Genomic DNA, 19,584 nt, shown 5'->3' with positions numbered 1-19,584 from the left:
TTTTTTTATTATAAGTTACATTAAATTGATTACATCAACTTTAAGATAACTTTTTGGATTAGGTTTTATGACAAAAGAGCAACATATTATTACTTATAAATGGACACGATTAGTTTCTACATTTGAGAGCAGTAAATTTTTTAAAAATGTAAGTAACACACTTGAAATATTATCTTTATTTGGCTTTACTAATACTTTAAAAACTTTCTTTAGTCCTTCTGCAGATAAGTTTATATGCGAAGTTATCTATGAACTTCAAAGCGCTTTTGATAAAAATCCAGATAATATAAATAATTATCTTAAAGAATCTCCAGACGTACCCATAAAAAGCATGTTATCCGGACAATTTGAAATATTACTTGAAACCTACATGGGGATTACTAAAAAAAATAAGTTCATATCCAAGATTAATAGCTGGCTTTATGAAAATGGCAAATCACAAAGTTCATTGTACACGCTAGTAAATGCTACTTTATATTCCTATCAGCAAGCCTTAAAAGCAAAAGATCGTAAAGATAGAGAAGAACTTACGGTATCATTTCAGAACTTAAATTTTCTTTCAATGTGCTGTATGTCGTACATATATTTTGGCTCTGAAAAATTTGATCGATATACCAGGAAAAATAATACTGTGAGAGTGGAAACAATAATCAAGTTTTTTCCTCAAATTTATAACTTTATTCAGATTAAGATTGCCGAGGCATCTTTGCACACCTTCGTTTTAGATTACAAACTAGAGCAACAATTTGATAAAACATCACCAAATATAGTATTATCAGTAGCTGAAAAAAATTGCCTTCCGGGCTTTTTATCATCCAGGACTATTCTAACATTTAAGATGTACTGGGCAACAGAATATAAAGACAAAGTTATAGATATTGGCAAAAGCTGGATTAATGAACCCATAAATAGTGCAATAGAATCCGTAAAAGGCACAGTTGCATCCAATCTCAATAAACTTACTGGGCTATCATACTATACAGCTTACGCATATTGCTATTTACAATCATTTCTTGGATCTACCTTTAAAATGGATCACTATGAGAAAAAATTTGAAGATCACCAAAAATGTTTCCAGGAAATTAAGACAGCATACTCAGACTACCAGGATCCCTCATATAGGTTTTTAGATGAGGATTTACTTGCTAGCAAAAGTTCACAAAATATACAAATGAAATTTTAAATAAATAAGCCCTGATTTGCACTTTTAAGCTTAATGATTTAAGCTGCAAAATATGCAAACCAGGGCTTTTACTTCAACTACATACTGCGTTTAGTGTGTCCAAGTCCCTTTTCTAATCTGTCGGCAATAAATACTCTAACAGTATGCCCTTTAATATCTACAAATTCGTAGTGTTCAGATGAATAAAGTCTAGCATCACCCTTAATTTTTACGTAAGGTCCCTGAAGATTTCTTTTTGCTTTTTTACCTTCATCAAGAAGTTTAATTCCATTTGATCCAAACTCACGCTTTGAGAAACCTTTCTCAACTGCGCCGTGTAAAGCAGTTAAAGTGTCGTTTGATTTTATTCTTGACTCATCAACATAAACATAAGTTGGCTCAGGACAAAATATACTGTCAATTTGGATAAGATTTTCAGGATTAAACTCCCAGTTAGGTCTTCTATTACCCCACCTTCTTACCATTATTTCAGCAATTTGCTCCGAAGTTTGAAGCTGAAATTCAGGATCGTTATAATTATACTGCTCTGAAACTGGCATCCAGTCATTACGATGCACTTTCATTCTAACCTGAGAAGATCTTTCATGTTTCTTTTTATTTTTAAGTTGTGAGGTAGTCACTATTTTACCTTTTGCAACTTTTTTAGGCTTGTTCTTTTTGGATGAATTTGCTTTTTCAGAAGCTTTTAAATCCTCGTAAGACAAATTATCATTTTGCTTTGCTCTGTTTTTTGGTCTATGATCTTTTTCGTCATCTTTTTCCTCATCTTTTTCAGGCAATGGTTCTATACCACGAGAAACTGTTTCTACAGGGTCAATATTATTATTAGGACCCCTATTAGACTCTGCTTTCTCTCTTTCAATCCTTTCGCGTATACTTTCTGCTTTTGCCTTTTCTAATTCAATTTCCCTGTTTAATCTTTCGATTTCAATCTGATAACGATTTATTAAATCCTGACTTAACAGCGGCGATCCATTAAGTCTTTCGTTTCTATTACGACTAAAATCAATAACACCTATATTATGATATTTTCTTCTATCAACATACACACCACTTTGAGATATAAAATTAAAAATAGCTTCAACAATTTTATGCTCATCAATATTATCTTTGTTAGCTATTTTAAAAAACTCTTCAAACTGCTCAGCAAATTCTTCGTCCATTTGAAAATAGAATTGCCTTGTATTTGCGTTAGATTGCTTAAATTCTTTTTGCAGAGCTAGCATAAATTTTTCTAAAGCTTCTTGCTTGTATGCGGCTTTTTTACGTAAGTATAGCTTGTTAAATTGTGCAATATGCTCATGAAGTCTAAAGGTTAAACAATTACTTATAAGATGGTTTGCATCTACTTGCTGATTTTCCGGATTTACCGCTTTATTTTTTAAATCATTTAAATTTAAAAGCATTCCCTCAGCTTTATTTGCTGCTGCACCATAATCACCCATTGTAAATAACAAGCAATTATACATATTCATAGTAATTAAAGAAGTTGAGTTTTCGGGAACAAGATCATACTTCATGAAAGCTTTAAATTTATCAATATTAGCGTAAACTTTTAAAAACTTAGGAGTTGCAACTTTATGATCAAGAACTGCATTTTGATCTTCAGCTTTAACTTCAGATTTTTCTGTATTTTGATTGCTATCCTTTTTATCTTCTGGCTTTTCTTTATTTTTATCATCAACTACAGGATTACGCTGAATATACTGCATTGTCTGCATTAGCAATACATACTTTAGCCTATAGTACATAATTGCTTCGTAAGCTCTGTATGCACCGTAGTTTCCAAATCCATAGAATCTGTCATTAACTTTTTTAAAATCACTTTTTTCAAGAGACTGTTGAAGAGCATCTTGCTGTTTTGGTGTTTTGGCAGAGAATATTTCAAATGCAGTTTTTTCATCATCATTTGATAATATTCTAAATTTTTTGCCTGTAACTTTTGAAGCAGCTTTCTCAAGTAACGAAGGTTTTGTTTCTGCTATATAAGAATCTTTATCACTTGACATAGCATCTATAAAACGCTCCCATTGTTTTATTTTATGTACAAAATACTTATTGAAATTTAGCATTGTACCAAATTTCTCTATATTAAATAAGTTTTCATTAAACCATTCTATTCCTGAAACTGGAACAAACTTTTTTGATAAATTATTTTTTTCGATATATTCCTGCAAGTGCTTAAAGTTTGCAGGTGGCTCAAAGCACATAAATTCGAGTAAATCATATATTGTGCCATATCTTTGGGTAAATTTAACTATTGTTTCGGTATGCTTTTGCATTGTTTCAGGAGTATCTTTGTTTTGAAGCAATCCTATCGCTGCATCGCATACATTTATAAACTTTTCAAGTTCCTTAGCATCTAGATTTATTGAGTTTATATTTAAAAACTTAGGACCAATATTTTTTGGTTTATTTCTAAAGTTAAGTTCTTTTTCTAATTTGTCCTTAAAATGTGTTAAAACACTTAAATCCGAACTTGCATATGTATAAAGCACAACTAACTGCATATTTTTTGACACATTTTCTAAGCTAAATTCCATACTATTAATATGTTTTTTTAGCTTGTCCCTTATAACTTTAAACTGCCTCATATCTTCTTCATCCAGCTGATCTTTATTAGCAAGTGAGAATATACGTGCTTCAATTGATTTTGTCTCAAGATGCGTTTTTCTACCTTCATTTTTACTAATTTCATCATCAAGCTCATTAAAAAACTTAATATCAGGATTAGCAATATTATCCTTTACAAGACATCCCTCAAGACTCTCTATAATATTCATACATTTCTTGTAGAGCTGCGGACTATAATGTTTATCAACATATTTTAAAACATGCTTTTTATAATCATCTAAAACAGCTTCAGCATTATAATCATCATTACCCATCATCATTCGAGATATATTAAAAGCATTAGTCATTGAAATAATATGCGCTTCAAAAGTCTCTTTCCTGTTAGAAAGCTGATCATTTAGTTCAATGGCTACATTTTCAGAAAAGTTTGCCAGATTTTCAGGAGTATCTTTACCAAAACAACTTATAAAACCCATATAATATTGTGTAATACTCAAATGAAGATATGGCGTACCTATCATAGATGTATTTTGCTTTAATAAAGGTAGCATTTTTAAAATATTAGCATTTAATTCCTGAATGCGTTCCAGTAGTCTGCTATCTTTTTCACATAATGAGTTTAAATTAGAAGCAGTAAGGATCTGTAGCATCATAAACATAGATTTACAGTATGCTTCACTTTTTAAATGATTTTCGTCAATATCTCGTGTTAGCTGCACTAAGAGATTAATTGCCATGGTCATTTTAGCAGATGAAATATTTCTAAGTTTCTCAAACTTATCTATGCTAAAATCTTTTATATCAAAGTTTTGTAATAAAGCTTCATTTATACGTTTAGCTTTATTTTCCATTTCTGCGTTAGTTTGATTGTTTATTCTACCGTTATTATCATTATGCATCATGATAAATACCCTTTCATTACGTTAATACATTAATTATAACATAACGATCATTTATTCGAATAATAATCAAGTAAAAAATATTAACAAATGGTTAATACACGCAATAAATTAACTATTTCAAAGAGATATTATCTAGGAAAGTGTTTCTTGCTATGATTTTGCCTTGTCTATCCTCTACAACCCCACCAGATTCCCTAATGGCTGTTAAAAATGGCTCATAAGCCTTATCATGCATTACTAAAACGTCAAATTTACCATTTGCGCAGTAAAGAATATCTAAAAGTGGTGAGCGACTAATAAAGCTCGATATTTTAAAGTCTTTAACATATACATTTGATGCATTTGTGAGTAATTCATCAGGAAGTTTACGCTCTGAAACTCTAAGCCTTGTTGGCTTTGTATTGCCTTCAGTGTATGTCTCACGCCATGCAGCAGATCCCTTTTCACAGTAATAGAATTCACGCTGAACAGGAACGTCTATTACTATTGATAAAGTCTCGTACTCATCTTTATAGTTAAGTTTTTGATATGCAATAGCGGTAGCAAACATAGGTATGCCGTGCATAAAATTGTCAAAGTTATCAACAGGAATAATTAAAAATCTGTTTTCACTGTCTTTTTCGCCGTAAATACTATTTCCTTCATTATCAAATACATAGCACTCACTTTTAGCTTTAATAATTTCCTCAACCAGTATTTTTCTAATACGGTTTACAGAGTTTGTAGCAAATCTTAAGGTTCCAGCTTTTGAGTTTTGAAGTAGGTCAATTTCAGAAAAATCCCTGTGAACAGACTTTGTAGCAGCTCTTACAGCTCTCATCATAATATTGGTTACGGGAGAATGTATATCCAAAGACATGAAATTACCTATTTACGAAAAATTATAGATAGGATTACCCTACCTAAGATATTGATTATTGTTAAAAAATAGTTACTATAACTAAAATATTATAAATTTGAACTGCTTTTATAGCATAAATTGATGGATTGGTCTAGTATATTCAATACTTAATTAAAAAAATATACCTTAATAAATTGTATATTAAAATATAAAATAGCTTTTATATCAGAATCAGTAACTTGTTTGCAGTATAGCACTGCAAAGTTTACATATATTGACGCACCAATTTCTTAGCAATATAGATTAACTCTAAAAATAACAACAGCATAATTTAATTAATATGGCAAAATTTTGGGATCAAGTTCAAATTACCCTTGATAGATATCACTTTTACCATGATATTTCATAATTTAAAAAATATGCAAAGTTCAATTGTAATATCCAGCCCTGCCTTTATTTTAATTTTCATATAAGAATTATTATCTTGTTTTAAATTCAGCAGATTGCTGCTCAGCAATTTCTCTAAAATTATTAAAGTTTGAACCTACTAAATTACTGAAAATAATACCTTTAATCTCACTTGGTAGATGCGTTAGGTTTCCGTCTAAAATAACCTCAGGATTAGGTTTAACAAAATACCTAGATACTAAATTATTCCTTAAAGTGTTTTAGTGGAATATCTGGAAGGTTAATTTGGGCAAGAAACTCAGTAAAATTCTTATCGTCAATTATATGGTTTTTTCTAAATTTATAATCAAAACTATTATATTTAATTTGAAGGTTAGATACATACCAAATCACCTTTTTTTACAGCTTCAAACAGCCGTTGTTCTTTACTCATTTGTTATTACTTGATAAGTTGTTAAATTTTATAATAATAAGTGTATGGTTATGAAAAGCTCGCTTTGCAATGTAATTTGCACGCTTAATTAAGATCATCCCAATAAATCTAAGTAAAAAATAGCCGCCCTACCCTAGGGTGGTTGGCTATTTTTCTATCTTTACTTTATGACTGGTAAGCAATGATTATTTTACACCTCAAACAGCTTTTTAATCCTCTTCGCCATTACGTAGAAGCCAGAAATATCAATACTCGACTTTTTAATAAATATAATCTGGTCGTGGTAAAGCTGAATTGCCTGCTCGTATTTCATAACCCATGCATTAAACTTATGCTCAATTGCATCGCCTGTGAAGTTCATAGCCTTTAAGCAAATCTCAAGCTGTATGCTGTCAATTTCGTATGAAAGTGTTTTTATAGCGCTTCTGTCCCAATATGAGTGCATATTAAGTGTGCCAAGTTTACTTTTAAGCCACACACCTTCAATTGCTTCATCGATAAGGAAGTACATTTTAAGCAGCTGCGAAATGTTATATTGCGTTTTCTTAGCAAACTTAATAATGGTAAAGCATTTAGACATTGCATCAAGCATTGCAATTTCAGATGCAATACCGTTATGAACACCAATATTTTCAAGCTCTTGCATGCTGTTTGTATAAAAATCATGTGCTTTTGATTCTTTATCGCTGGTAATCGAGTTTTTAACATCTACAATCACGCCTGCAAAATTTTCAATAATGCTCTCAATCTGACTACTTGAATCCATATTATGAATAAACCATGAAATTGCTAGCTGAATAAAGCTTTGAAGCTTATCAAATAACTTGGTTTTTTGTTCATATATATCTTTATGGAATTCCATGTGGTCAATTTTATCCCAAATGCTATCTATATTAAATATCTTAAACGTAGCTTCAAAAGCTTTAACAAAAGTGTCTACAGAACATTCAGTTTCCGCTGAAATTAAGTGATAAAAACTTACACCACATTTGTTAATAACTTTATTTGTAACAACTGTAGCAATAATTTCTTTTCTTAACTGATGCGATAGTAACTTCTCGCCATAAAGCCTTACCATTTCCTTAGGGAAATAATCCATAAAATAGTGGTTAAAATATGGATTTATAAATACATTTGACGCACAGCTTTTGTTAAATAACGACATTTTTGCATAAGCAAGCATTACCGCAATTTCAGGACGGGTTAAGCCTAAATTATTAGTAGTACGCATCTCCATTTCTTGATCGCTAGGTAAATACTCTACTGCTCTGTTTAACAAACCTTCTTTTTCCAGAATACTAAGTAGCATTGTATGTTCAATTGCCATATCACTTGAGAACGCATATTCGTTACTAATAGCCAGGCTTTGTGATTTGTTATCAGATAAAACTAATTCCGATACTTCGTCAGTCATTTGCTCTAAGACTTTATTTCTGGTATTTATATCGACATTTCCTGCTCTCATAAGATCAGTAAAGGCAATTTTAATATTAACTTCGTGGTCTGAACAATCTACACCTGCAGAGTTATCAATCGCGTCTGTATTAATTCTTCCGCCTTTAAGTGCATATTCTACACGCCCGCGCTGCGTAAAACCAAGGTTTCCGCCCTCACCCACGATTTTAGCGCGCAAATCTTCACCGTTAATACGTACAGCATCATTGTTTTTATCACCAACGTGTTCTGGGTGTTCTTCCTTTGCCTTAACATACGTTCCAATACCACCATTCCAAAGCAAATCTACTTCAGCCTTGAGAATCTCTCTAATTAAAGCATCTGGTGTTAGAGCATTTTCCTCAACGCCCAATGCTTCTTTGATTTCTGGTGTAAGCTCAATAATCTTAGATTTACGTTCAAATATACCACCACCTTTAGAGATAAGGGCTTTATTATAATCAGCCCAACTTGTACCTGGCGTGGTAAATAAACGTTTTCTTTCTTCAAAGCTTTTTGCAGCATCAGGATTTGGATCAATAAAGATGTGCATATGGTTAAATGCAGCAACAAGCTTTATTTTATTTGATAGTAGCATAAAGTTACCAAATACGTCACCAGCCATGTCACCAATACCAACTACTGAGAACTCATCTTTAAATACATTCACGCCCATTTCTTCAAAGTGACGGATAACGCAAACCCAGCCACCTCTTGCCGTAATACCGATTTTTTTATGGTCATAACCGTTCGAACCACCAGAAGCAAAAGCATCATCAAGCCAGAAACCATAATCCTTAGAAATTGAATTCGCAACGTCTGAGAATGTAGCTGTTCCTTTATCGGCAGCAACTACTAAATATGGATCATCACTATCATGCCTTACCACCTGATTAGGGGCGATAATATGACCGTCCTTAACGTTATCGGTAATATCTAAAATACCACGCAGAAATGTTTTATAAGCTTCAACATTTTCATGGTGAATTTGCTCACGTGTTGCGCCCATAATAACTTTTTTAACAATAAACCCACCCTTAGATCCCACAGGAACAATAATAGAGTTTTTTGTCATTTGGGTTTTCATAAGCCCCAGAACTTCGGTTCTATAGTCATCATGTCTGTCTGAAAGCCTTAATCCTCCACGTGCAACAGAACCACCTCTTAAGTGGATACCTTCCATTGTTGGTGAATACACGAATATTTCGGCAAATGGCTTAGGTAATGGAATTTCAGGAATATCAGACGACCTAATCTTAAACGAGATATAATTCTTTTGCGCACCATCTGGATGAAGTTGATAGAAATTAGTTCTAAGAACAGCTTTTATAAAATAAAAGTAGAATCTTAAGATTTTATCTTCAGAAACATCAGAAATACTAGATAAATCAGCTAAAATTTCATCATCAAGTTCATTATATTTTTCAAGATCAGTAAGCTCTGGATGGAATTTGTATTCAAATAGCCTATAAAGCTTTCCAACAATTTTTGAATGAGTCTCTAACACTGTAGCTAAGAAGCCTAGGTGATAACTTACTCCAATTTGCTTTAAGTATTTTGAAATAGCTTTAGTAAGCAAAATCTGTCTTGGGGAGAAATTGGCTGAAATTGACAGAGCAATAAATCTGTCTTTTTTAATAATGCCTTTAGTAATTTGATCAAGAAGACCTTCGATATTAGCTTTATAGGTTGCAAAATTTTCTGTATTAACTTTATTTGATTTAAGCCTAAAATGGTGCAGAACTAATTGAGCATTATCAGAAGAACGGTTAATATTAAAATAACTACTGTCATCTGTAAAGAAACCCATGTTATCGAACACAGGCATTAAGCTTGAAATTGAAAGCTTCCCATTTGGAGAATAAATTTTAAGATTAAAACAACCCTGCTCTTTCTGGCACATGGCAAGGTCATATACGTGCTTTTGAAGCTTAATAGCATCTTCAATTTTTTCAGCGTCAAACGCAACTGACGTAATACCATAAAATTCCTGATATGATTTAGGGAATGAATCTTTAAATTCAGTAAATAATGCCATACCACGTTCAAAACCAAGTTTTGATACCAGTTCATTTTTGGCATCTTCATCCCAAAATGAAGCAAGTGAAATAATTTTGCGTTCAATATCTTCTACTTTAATATCTGGTATCTTTTTATTATCAAAACTTAAAATCAGGTGATATCTGGCAAGCTTTGATTCGTTTAAATGGAGGTAATCTCTGTCTACATTACAACCAAGCTCACTTTTTAAAATATCCTGAATTTGTGAGCATACTTTATCACTAAAGCGCTCTCTTGGAATAAATACGATGCTACTGATAAAAATATCAGAAAAAGTCTTATGAATGAAAACTTTAGTACGTGGCCTTTCATGAAGAGCTAAAATATTTATAGCTGTATCATATAGAGTATCTGCATCTAAGTGAAGAAGCTCATCCCTTGGGAATGCTTCAATAATAGCAACAAGCTCTTTATAGTTATGCGTTGCCTGCCTAAAGCCTGATTTCTTAAGCACTGCTTTAATTTTACTATCAATAAGCGGGATTTTTAAGGCACTTTGGTAATAAACACCAGATGTAAACAGCCCAACAAAACTGTATATTTTATTATTAATTTTAATTGAAATAAGGTCTAAATTCACAGTTCTATGTACTGGAGAAATATACTTAAGCTTACTAATCACAATACTATCAGGGAGTTTAGAGAAATTGTTATTTTCTCTTTCAATTTCTTTATAAATATCAGGAGACTCTCTAAATATACCAAGGCTATTATGCTCACCTGATGCGTGATATCCTAGTAAAGTAAAGTTATTAGCCTCAACCCACTTTATAAACTCTGCATTTTCTGGGCTTGCAATAGCGGCAATTTCGTTAGCTTTTGCTAGCATTTCTTTCCAGTCGTTTACTGCTGCTCTAACATTATTTAAAATGCGCTCTACCAATGTTTTAAGATCAGCCTTTCCTTTATCATCAAGCTTAATATAAAGTCTAAAATACATTAAACTTTCTTGCGGGTTTGCTATTTCCTGAGAGTTCTCAGAATCAATTGCGGTAATCTTTCCATCTTCTCTTTTTACAAATACAACAGGATGAATTACTTGTGAGAGTTTGTATCCAGCAATGTTCAAACCACCTGTTACAGAATCCACTAAGAAAGGAATATCCTTATGATGTACCATAATATTTGTAGCATCTTGATCGTCATATACTTCTATTTTTAGACCGCTATCTATTGGATTACTTGCAAAAAATTCGTAAGCTTTCTTAGCTATATTAAAATAAAAATCGTTATCTTTACTAACAAGATCATCATTAGGAACATGAAGAAAAAATGACTTAATAAATTTACTAAATAAAACGTCAGAACCAGCAATCGAAGCTATTTTTGAAACAACTTCTGTATTATTGTAAGCGACCATTTAAAACCTTAGAAGAATAGTTGATATACATTTGTTATGTGGTATATTCTATTTCAAATTTAGCAAAAATCAATTAAAATGCGCACATCAGACACTATCTATGCTTTATCAACTCCCTTTGGAAAATCAGGGGTTGCCGTTTTTCGTATCTCAGGACCTAATAGTTTAAATGTTGCAAGCTTTTTAGGGTTAAGTAACGAATTACTATCTGAGAATGGTAAAACTTATGGCAAAATCACCAACCCACTTAATGATATAATCATTGACCACGTGCTTGCATTATATTTCAAATCCCCTAAAAGTTTTACAGGCGATGACGTAATTGAAATCCATACGCATGGGAGCATTGCCGTTATCAAAACTTTACTTGAAGTATTATCTAAATCTGAAGCACGAATGGCAGAGCCAGGTGAGTATAGTCGCAGGGCTTTTTTAAATGGTAAAATTGATTTAACTCAGGCAGAAGGCATTGCCGATATTATTGATGCCGAAACCGAAATTCAATTAGTATCTGCAAACCAAAATCTAGGCGGTCAACTTAAGGATTTATACGAAGGATGGAGGAAGGAACTTCTTGGAACCTTATCACTAATAGAAGCCTTCATAGATTTCCCAGAAGAAGATATCCCAGAAGATATTGTTAATGATATCGTATCATCAGTAGATAACTTAAGGAACGACATTCATGGTCATTTAAATGACAGCAACCGTGGTGAAAAAATCCGCAGCGGTATTAAAGTTGCAATAGTTGGCGAACCTAATGTTGGTAAGTCCACACTTATTAATGCCATTACCAAGCGTGAGGTTGCTATAGTTTCCGATATTGCAGGTACAACGCGTGATGCAATTGACGTTATAATTGATATTGAAGGCTACCCGTTTATTTTTACAGATACAGCAGGAATTCGGGAAACAGATGATACCATTGAAAAAATCGGCGTAGAGATCGCTCGTAAAAAACTTACGGAGGCCGACCTTGTTCTCGAGATCCTCTCGCCTAATAATATACAGCCCATAGCTCAGCACGATAATAAACTTGTTGTGATTAATAAATCAGATACTATTAGCAAAAAAGACAATCCTGACTATATTTATATATCAGCTAAAAATAATGATATTTCAAATTTAATAGAAGCAATTAAAGATTTTGCATCTCAGTTTGAACCTTCAGATGATCCAGTCATCACAAGAGCCAGATATAGGGAGCATTTGCAAAACGCCCTTTATGAGCTTGAAGAATTTACTTTAGATCTACCCATCGAACTTGCGGGCGAGCATCTGCGCAGGGCAATGTATGAGATTGGCAAGATTACAGGCTTAGTAAAAGTAGACGAAATACTGGATATTATATTTAGCAGCTTTTGCATTGGAAAATAGATATATATAATTAAGTCCTTATAATAATTCTGGTATGCGTCACTTCTTTACTTTACCTGGGTTTACCAGGCTTCGCTCATCGTTCCTACATCATAATCAAATACTTTAACTATAGCGCTTTTGGGTATAGGTGCTTTGTCTTCCTGTATAGACTTTGAGTATCGGTGACGGTATTTGCCACATGGTCTATTAGGGAAAAATATGAAATACTGCGAAACAATCTACCTCAGGCTTTTAATTTTAATATAGATTGCCGCGGAATGTTAACATTCCTCGCAATGATCGTTACCGAAACTTTGAACTTATACAGCAGCAATGACGAGAGTACTTACTGGCTGTCATTGCGAAAAATGCAAAGCATTTTGTGGCAATCTATTTGTCTGTAAGTTATTATGTATTGCTTCGAGGTTAAAACCTCTCGTAATGAACGTCACCGATACTTTGAACTTCTACAATCCCGAGAGGCAAGTTTTTTACAAAAATCAAAATACTAAAACTACTCGTCTCTAATCTTCAGCACTTCGATGAATGCGGATTTTGGAATATCAATATTACCAATACTACGCATCTTCTTTTTACCTTCTTTTTGCTTATCCAAAAGCTTACGTTTACGGGATATATCACCACCATAACACTTGGCAAGTACGTCCTTACGCATCGCTTTCACTGTTTCTCTGGCAATAATCTTACCGCCAATAGCAGCCTGAATAGCAACCTGGAACATTTGTCTTGGGATAAGGTCAACAAGTCTCTTACAGAACTCACGTCCTCTATATTCAGCTTTAGTACGGTGTACGATTGTAGATAAGGCATCAACTGGCTCACCGTTTACCAAGATAGTAAGTTTTACAAGGTCTCCCTGACGGTATTCGTCCGATGTCCAGTCAAAGCTTGCATAACCACGTGATACTGATTTCAGTCTATCGTAGAAATCAAAGATAATTTCATTAAGCGGGAACTTATAAATTACCATTACACGGTTACCTACATATGTCATATCAACTTGCTCACCACGCTTTTCTGTACATAATGATAGCACGGCTCCTAAATACTCATCCGGAACCATAATTGTTGATCTAATCCATGGCTCTTCCATATGATCAATTTTTACTGGATCAGGAAGATCAGCAGGGTTATGAATATGTAATATCTCACCATTTGTACAGTGGATATCATAAATTACGCTTGGAGCAGTTGTAATAAGGTCAAGATTAAACTCACGCTCTAATCTTTCCTGAATAATCTCAAGGTGTAACAGCCCAAGGAAACCACATCTAAAACCAAAACCTAATGCAGATGAACTTTCCGCCTCAAACTCAAAACTTGCGTCATTAAGCCTGAGTTTAGCTAAAGACTCTTTAAGGTTTTCAAAGTCAGCCGATTCTGCTGGATATAGTCCACAGAATACAACAGGAAGGTTTGGCTTAAACCCTGCTAAAGCTTCGTCACAGGGGTTTCTTTCATCGGTAATTGTGTCACCCACCTTACAATCTGCTACTTGTTTAATAGATGCGGTAATAAAACCAACTTCACCTGCTTCTAATGTGTCACAGTAAACTTTTTTAGGTGTAAAATAACCCACAGTATCAATTGTGTTAATTGCATTGTTAGACATCATCTTAATTTTCATACCTTTTTTTAGCGATCCGTCAACGACTCTGACTAAAATAATAACGCCAAGATATGTATCATACCAGCTATCTACTAAAAGCGCCTTAAGCTTTCCTGATCTATCGCCTTTTGGCGCAGGAAGTCTATCTACAATTGCCTCAAGCACGGTTTCAATACCTAGACCCGTTTTTGCCGATATCATTAAAGCATCACTTGCGTCAATTCCGATAACGTCTTCAATTTGCTGCTTTACTTTGTCTGGCTCTGCTGCTGGCAGGTCAATTTTGTTTAGAACAGGCACAATCTCATGGTTTGCTTCTATTGCCTGATAAACGTTTGCAAGTGTTTGCGCTTCCACACCCTGACTAGCGTCTACTACTAAAAGCGACCCCTCACAGGCTGCAAGAGATCTACTTACTTCATAGGCAAAATCCACGTGACCTGGAGTATCCATAAGGTTAATAGCATATTCTTTGCCGCCCTTTTTATAATGAAGCCTCACAGTTTGGGCTTTAATAGTAATTCCGCGCTCTTTCTCGATATCCATTGAATCAAGCACCTGAGATGTCATCTCACGCTTTTCAAGCCCGCCACAAAACTCGATAATACGGTCGGCAAGGGTTGATTTCCCATGGTCAATATGGGCAACAATTGAGAAATTTCGGATAAGATTAATGTCTGTCATAAGGAATCGCTAAAAATATATGAATTTGTCGCAGATTACCCTAATTTACCTCTTAAGTCAATTACAGCCTTCATATATTTCTTGTGCCATTCAGGGCAGTTTGGCATGGATATCATTTCCTCATAAGTAAGCCAGAAATATTCTGGAACTTCCCTTTCATTTGGCGTAACATCAAAATTATCAACTTTTGTGTAATATATTACATCGGCACATGCTTTACCTGTTTTAGTATCCATAAAGAAATTAGATGTAACATAATGAATTTCGCCAGCTATTTGAATGCCGACCTCTTCAAAAGCCTCACGAATTGTGGCATTTTTAATAAAATCACCGCCCGCTTCGCTATCAATTTGTTCAACCCCACCACCTGGAAAGGCAAGCAGACCGCCAGCATGTGAGCCACTGGGGCGTTTTATGACCAAAAACTTACCCTCACACTCAATCGCACATTCAGTGATTAACATAAACTCTTTAGCCATAAAACAACCTCTTTAAATAAATTATACTTGTGGCGATGGTAAAGCTAAATTTGAAGCATTAACCACCTGATCTTTGGCATCCCGCCACTTTTCTTTGGGCAAATCTTTACGTAACGTATTATTAACCGCCCTGTACCTTGCCATACTTTCCTGCACTTTCTTGTAGCCTTTGTGATGCATTGATGGTTGCCATCTTGGAACGTCTGCATCATGATGATTTGCTCTAGATAGTAATTTAGGGGCTAAAAGTGCATAACTTATTATCACTCCTCCTAATAATTTTAAGCCATTTTTGAGTACTGTAGAGTTTGCCATTGGTCCATATCCCATTAAACTACCAACGATACTTACTATACTACCTCCACCCACTAAAAGCTTTTTAACAAACTGCCTTGGATTAGACTTGATATTATTAACCTCTTTCTCAACAGCCAACTTCCAGTATGTAATTGGATTTGCAGCGGTTCTGCGAATTGCCTTAGTTGGATCTTCTGTTATTTGAAACTCTTTATCACATCTAATCTGATTATGCGCATGATATAAACCAAGAATTAGCAAAGGCCCTACTATTTCCTTTTCCTCGCTATATACAAAATCGCCAGTTGCCAGCCTAGTTGGATTATTTTTATATAAAACTTTAGGATCAATTGCCATAATATTTTGCAATATATAGTTCATGGAATAAAATGAATTTGCGTATTGGCAATAAAATTGTGACCACCCAAAATGGTTACCTCTAGCTAAAAAATCAACAATTTCATCTGGATATCCTGGTAAAATCTCTTTAGCTATAAATTCTATATAATTATCAAGATAAACACGTTCTACAGGTCTGTCATCTGAATTGTACTCAAATTTATAACTAATAGCATTAATTAAAATCGTTTGAAAATCAAGATTATTAATATTTAAGCCTATTTGCCTATTATAAAACGATATAGGCTTACCTATTTGAGCCATCCCCTCTTCAATAACACGCATTGTATTACTGTATATGTCAGTAAACATATCTTTGTGCTTATTATATACGCCACCTTTTTTAAACCAATACACTTCTTGTGTTTTATCAAAATTATCACAGTACCTGTCTAATACCTCTACAAGACTAGCATCTTGAATATTTTCAACATTGAAATTTTTATTAATATATTTAATTGCATTTTCCAGAACAAACTCTCGACAAAACGGACTAACTGGAACAGGATTACGACTCAAGTCAAAAATTTTTTGCAAATACCATTGAATACTCATATCGTTATAATTAAACAAAAAGAAACTTTCATCGTTTATTAGCTTCAATAACTTTGTTTTAGTAATACTCTCTGGCTCTTTAGATAAAATTTCATTTTTAAAGTGTTCAATTACTTTTTCATACACCCAGTTTTTACATTTAAAAGCAGCAACATTACTCATCATTAAAATGGAATATTTTTCTAGTATGTGCATACCCTCGCCATTTGGGTAACCTAATTGCTCTAAATAAAGATTATAGCCTTTAATAATTTCTTGGAATTGACTCTCATTTAAAGCATCATCTTTACCATCATAATCAACGCTTGTTAAAGACTTTTTCTTACTCATTTTAATACCCTTTTTCTTATTATATAAATACACAAATGTATTTGGAACTATTGTAATAAACTTACATACAAAGTTTTTATAAAAGCTACTTACTGCTCTATCTGCTATGAATATTGGGGCAGCTAAAAGCACCCCAATATCATAATTGCTAACATTAACGCCAAAAATGCCCAAACACTTTCTAGTAAAATTAGCAAGCAGCAAACATACATTAGTAAATAAGCTGGCTAATTTCACGGCAACAAACTTTGTAAATCTTAATACTTTTCCATTGTGAATAGGTTTGCTAAGTTTATTAAAAACTACAAATATTTTTGACATTATAAAATTTATCGCTTTTTCCTGAATATTAACTAACTTTTCTTTACTAACGTATTGCATTTTATAATCCTTTTGCCACTTCTTTGGCTTTACTGTTAATTGAGTTTTCAGCAAAACAATTAATTTTTGACTGCTCTATACTACCCTGTTTATCTAACTGCTCACGCTTTTCATTTAAATAACCACGCGCCACAACTATGGTTTGCCCTGATAAATGCTGATACATTTCAGTCATTTTTCCGTTCATTTCTTCAAGCTCTACACCTTGCTTTTTATGATTGGGATACATATCGATCAACTTACTATGCTGATCATTTTGATTATTTCCTATTACAAACTGTTTCTGACTCACATCAACTTTATACCTCATAAGTATATGCACAAACATAACGGGTCTTTCGAATACTGCTTTCATAATGCTTTTATAAGATGTAAAATTTTGATCATCAGCTAATGTAACTCTACCATCAGCTGTTAAGTCATTGGTATTAGCATTTATAAAATCGTCAACTTTTTCAAGATTTAAATTTCCGTTATCAGCTATATACCTTAAGCGCATATTATTATTTTCAATAATGTTCAATAATTTTGCAAAGTTTCTATATAATTTAGGTTTACTAATTGTCTTAAAAGCATTGATAAATGGGTTTAAAAAATTGACCTGTAATATTTCATAGTTCACCCAAAATTCCTTTTTATACCTCGAACGTAATACATCATATGAGTTTAACCAGTTTGTTACACCCTGACTAGTACTATTAGATAATACATTAGTATTATTTAGTAGCTTTACGGGAGCTTGCGCAATCTTTAAGCCAGCATGCACTATTTCATCAACGGGTCTTATTACTGTTAATGCAACTTCCTTTGCCTTTACAAGGTTAGTATTACTTTCTCTTGTTATATAATCAAAACCCGTAGGAATTTGAGCAACCCCATCCTTAATCCATTCGGTAATTTTTCCTTTTGCTAATGTATCTACAGAACTGTAAATTGTAACTGGAACCTTCATCCAATTTGGCAACATTCCTGTTACCCCTTTTTTAATCAATGTATATGTTGTACCAGCAATAGTAGCACCAGCGGCAACCCTACCAACATTATGACTATTTACCTTTTGATTAACTCCACTTAAAGTTGTCGGAACAGATGTTGGAACTATCGGCTTTCTATCATTCTCAGTTACTTTATACCATCGATCCTCTAATTCTGAAGCCCTTAAAATTTCTTTAGATTGAACTACCTCTTGTCTAGCCAAAGCTAGTTGATTTTGCAAACTTTCAATTTGCCCTAAAACGGCTGCATTAACTTGTTGAACTTGATTTTGAAAACCATTTTCATGAGGATTTGCAGGAGGAGCATTAATTATAACAGCCACAACCTGATTCTGCATAACATTTGTTAATATATTGGAAGCTTCCTCTAATACTGGTATATTAGCAGCTACAACCATATTATTAAACTGCTGTAAGAAATTTACTAACAAAACTTCTTTTTCTTCAATATCACGATATGCCGCTGCTCTGGTATACCTTACTATTTGTTCATATGTTAATCTTATTGATCCATGCTCCCTTACTAACTCCCTTGATGTTTGCACCATATTTCGGTAGTGTGCATTTAAACTTCTTTCAATAACATAATGGCTTTGATTAATTTCACCAGAAACTGCATTTATAAAAGAATACAAAGCGTTAATAATTTCATTTTTAGCCAATGAACCTCTTATTTCCCCCGCACTTTTTATATAGTCAGAATACAGACTGAAAATATTATATAGATTGGCAGCGTATGTTGTGTACAAAGCATTTTTAGCAATTGCATCAACTAAATCTAAATCTACGTTTCTACCATTAATTTGATAAACATGAGCATTTGGATTAGTTCTAAATGTATCCCTAATGGATATTTTTAATGCTTCTAATGTTGTATTAGCATTATTAAAAATATTTGTGTCTATTATTGGTTTTTGACCATGCATAATATAATCAAATGACTTGGACTGTAAAAGATTAACTACTATTCTATTAGTTGGAGACTCTAGCAACCTACTACTTGTTATATAATTAACATCCCTTTCATAAACCTTTAATATATTTAATTTTTCATCTAGTACAGGACCTCTTTTAATATCATATGGCTGACCAAGAGCATAAATTATCGATATATTATTAACAACTAGCTGAGATAGTAAGTTTTGAATACGAGTAAGCTCCTTACTTAAAGAACCTTTTTGCTTTAACGCCTCTAATATAGTATTTAAACTATCAATTTCAGTTGAGAATACAATGCAACTTTCTGCAAACCACTTTTGAACTTCTTGATTTTGAATTT

General features: G+C 33.2%; 9 protein-coding genes. 2 read left to right on the top strand and 7 right to left on the bottom strand.

Annotated elements, in window-relative coordinates; translation table 11 throughout:
* Positions 1-67: 67 nt before the first annotated feature.
* Complete coding sequence (locus BGO27_06665) at positions 68-1,183, top strand: hypothetical protein (GenBank protein ID OJV15103.1); 1,116 nt, start codon at positions 68-70, stop codon at positions 1,181-1,183.
* 77 nt (positions 1,184-1,260) lie between these two features.
* On the opposite strand, the gene BGO27_06660 is transcribed toward BGO27_06665, so the two are convergent.
* The 3 genes from BGO27_06660 to BGO27_06650 form a co-directional block, all read right to left on the bottom strand.
* Complete coding sequence (locus tag BGO27_06660; GenBank protein OJV15102.1) at positions 1,261-4,659, bottom strand: hypothetical protein; 3,399 nt, start codon at positions 4,657-4,659, stop codon at positions 1,261-1,263.
* 112 nt (positions 4,660-4,771) lie between these two features.
* Positions 4,772-5,518, bottom strand: a complete 747-nt coding sequence (locus BGO27_06655) for a hypothetical protein (GenBank protein ID OJV15101.1) — start codon at positions 5,516-5,518, stop codon at positions 4,772-4,774.
* Positions 5,519-6,531: 1,013 nt separating this feature from the next.
* Entirely contained in the window at positions 6,532-11,196 is a 4,665-nt protein-coding gene (locus BGO27_06650) for a hypothetical protein (GenBank protein ID OJV15100.1), read from the bottom strand.
* 78 nt (positions 11,197-11,274) lie between these two features.
* On the opposite strand from BGO27_06650, the gene BGO27_06645 reads away from it, so the two are divergent.
* Positions 11,275-12,573: a tRNA uridine-5-carboxymethylaminomethyl(34) synthesis GTPase MnmE gene (locus BGO27_06645; protein ID OJV15099.1), complete on the top strand. Its 1,299-nt coding sequence runs from the start codon at positions 11,275-11,277 to the stop codon at positions 12,571-12,573.
* Positions 12,574-13,069: 496 nt separating this feature from the next.
* Here BGO27_06645 and BGO27_06640 read toward each other — a convergent pair whose 3' ends face one another.
* From BGO27_06640 to BGO27_06625, 4 genes are read right to left on the bottom strand one after another with little or no spacing between them, the layout of a single operon-like run.
* A complete protein-coding gene (locus BGO27_06640; GenBank protein OJV15098.1) occupies positions 13,070-14,869 on the bottom strand; it encodes an elongation factor 4 in 1,800 nt (599 codons plus the stop codon).
* 35 nt (positions 14,870-14,904) lie between these two features.
* Positions 14,905-15,348 (bottom strand): hypothetical protein, encoded by a 444-nt coding sequence (locus tag BGO27_06635; protein ID OJV15097.1) that lies wholly within the window; start codon positions 15,346-15,348, stop codon positions 14,905-14,907.
* A gap of 21 nt (positions 15,349-15,369) precedes the next feature.
* Positions 15,370-17,310, bottom strand: coding sequence for a hypothetical protein (locus tag BGO27_06630; GenBank protein ID OJV15096.1), 1,941 nt, complete (start codon positions 17,308-17,310; stop codon positions 15,370-15,372).
* A 1-nt stretch (position 17,311) separates the two neighbouring features.
* Positions 17,312-19,297: a hypothetical protein gene (locus BGO27_06625; protein OJV15095.1), complete on the bottom strand. Its 1,986-nt coding sequence runs from the start codon at positions 19,295-19,297 to the stop codon at positions 17,312-17,314.
* Positions 19,298-19,584: the final 287 nt, after the last annotated feature.

The sequence above is a fragment of the Alphaproteobacteria bacterium 33-17 genome, from assembly GCA_001897445.1.
GTDB lineage: Bacteria > Pseudomonadota > Alphaproteobacteria > Rickettsiales > 33-17 > 33-17.
This window is presented reverse-complemented; position numbering and strand designations above follow the sequence as displayed.

Coding starts and splice junctions, on each gene's coding strand:
- BGO27_06665 (OJV15103.1), top strand. CDS start 68: ATGACAAAAGAGCAACATATTATTACTTATAAATGGACACGATTAGTT.
- BGO27_06660 (OJV15102.1), bottom strand. CDS start 4,659: ATGATGCATAATGATAATAACGGTAGAATAAACAATCAAACTAACGCA.
- BGO27_06655 (OJV15101.1), bottom strand. CDS start 5,518: ATGTCTTTGGATATACATTCTCCCGTAACCAATATTATGATGAGAGCT.
- BGO27_06650 (OJV15100.1), bottom strand. CDS start 11,196: ATGGTCGCTTACAATAATACAGAAGTTGTTTCAAAAATAGCTTCGATT.
- BGO27_06645 (OJV15099.1), top strand. CDS start 11,275: ATGCGCACATCAGACACTATCTATGCTTTATCAACTCCCTTTGGAAAA.
- BGO27_06640 (OJV15098.1), bottom strand. CDS start 14,869: ATGACAGACATTAATCTTATCCGAAATTTCTCAATTGTTGCCCATATT.
- BGO27_06635 (OJV15097.1), bottom strand. CDS start 15,348: ATGGCTAAAGAGTTTATGTTAATCACTGAATGTGCGATTGAGTGTGAG.
- BGO27_06630 (OJV15096.1), bottom strand. CDS start 17,310: ATGCAATACGTTAGTAAAGAAAAGTTAGTTAATATTCAGGAAAAAGCG.